Below are 1835 nucleotides of genomic sequence, written 5' to 3' on the forward strand. Positions count from 1 at the left end.
CCTCCCCCTCCGCCTCCCCCTTACCCGTGCCCGTCTACGACACCAATCTAGGAGCCAAGCTCTGGGCAGTTCCGCCTGCGCCGCCTCGGGGACATATTCGGGCTACGTTAATACGATGCCTATCCCGCTTACTTCTACGGACCAGCGCAGGCGGGCACAGCTACGGCAAGGACAATCCGAGCGGGCCGCATTCATTGCCTTGGGCGACAATTTCCTTGGCAGCGCGATCGGCTCGCACGCCGATAGCGTTCATTGGCGACCGGCAGGTCAACAAGGGCGAACTTCGACGAAGTGAGTACATGTCTAACAATGCGCGCAGAATTTTCGAATAATGCGCGCCAGTATTCTGTAGATAGCAATCAACACGGCAGGACTATTCACAGTGAAGTCTAACGAGCAAGGAAACAACATTATGGCAACAAAGCGAATGAACGTGTTGCGGGGACTCACAGCGGCCGTCGTCCTGTTGCTGGTAGGACAGCAGGCGGCCGCGGCAGACCTTGCAGAACCGTGCGACCCGGATAAGGGTGCCTTGTTCACGGAATGGCCAAGCCCTTGGCAGATCCGCCTGCGCGCGTTGGGGGTTATCACTGAGGATTCGGGCTACGTTAACGCGGTGCCCGGCTCCGGTCTTTCCTATTCGAACACCGTAACGCCGGAACTCGATATTTCGTATTTCTTCACGGACAACGTCGCAGCCGAGCTTATCCTCGGCACCACCTATGCCAACATCACAGGCCAAGGCTCGATCGGCGGGCTGGGGAATATCGGCAAGGTTTGGCTGCTGCCGCCCACGCTGACATTGCAGTATCACTTTACCGATTTCGGCGCCTTCAAGCCCTATGTCGGCGCCGGCGTGAACTATACGATCTTCTATCATCAGCAAGCCGGCAGTGCCGATGATCTCAAGGTCAAGAACACGTTCGGCACCGCGCTGCAGGTCGGGTTCGACTACATGGTCGACCAGCACTGGGGCGTCAACTTCGACGTGAAGAAGCTTTTCCTGAAGCCAGACTTCGACGTCACCGTGGCCGGCACGAAGCAGACGGGGAAGGCGGAGCTCGACCCCTGGCTGATTGGCGCAGGCGTCACGTACCATTTCTGACGCCGGCGAAGTCGGCTTACGCGCAGCCCGAGTCGAATGAAGGGCGCCTCGTGCGCCCTTTTGCCGTGGGCCCGACGGTCCATTTTTGTCAACCCGACATACACCCAAGGTCAATGTGACTTTGGGTGGTCCGAGCTGTCGGATGTGCGACGTTAATGTCGTTCACCCGACACAGCCAGTCCGATCGATTGCCGTGATCTAAAAGGATCTCCTTTGGCGCGCATATTGCATCGTTCATCCGGACACGGATCAACGGACTGACGACAGCCATGCAGAGAATGTCCATAGCCAACGCTTTGTGCCGGGCCCAATTCCGGCCCTTCCAGGTGCAGAAAAAGGAAGGGAGTGTGATTGCAAGCGTCATCGGGCTTTGAATTTTCCATCATTGTGGACATGGAAAATACCCTGCTGGCTCGGCGCCAACTCTTCAGTCTGGTTCACCCCGCCAGTCCTGGATATCCGCGTAGGGCGCACGGGTCATGGTGACTGCCGTCTCGGCTGCACCCCGCGTGCTGACTCCTTCGAGCAACGCTCAACGCTGCTGCACACCGGCGATGAAAAGCCAGATCCAACAATGTGTCTTCCGAAAACCGAAAGAGGTGAACAGATATGGTCGAGATCGGCGCTTTGGCGCTCGCGTCATTAATTCAAGGGGCATCGGGATCGGCAACCGCTCGGGTGCTGGCCAACGATTCGAATGGTGCACATCCACCGCTGGCGCTGGCGGATT

1 protein-coding gene is annotated in these 1835 nt (G+C 58.0%); it reads left to right on the forward strand.

Annotated features, from left to right (window positions below; genetic code table 11):
- The first annotated feature begins 412 nt into the window (after positions 1 to 412).
- Entirely contained in the window at positions 413 to 1105 is a 693-nt protein-coding gene (locus AC0L17_RS34295; protein WP_473518962.1) for an OmpW/AlkL family protein, read from the forward strand.
- Positions 1106 to 1835: the final 730 nt, after the last annotated feature.

The sequence above is a fragment of the Mesorhizobium sp. WSM4829 genome (assembly GCF_055811475.1).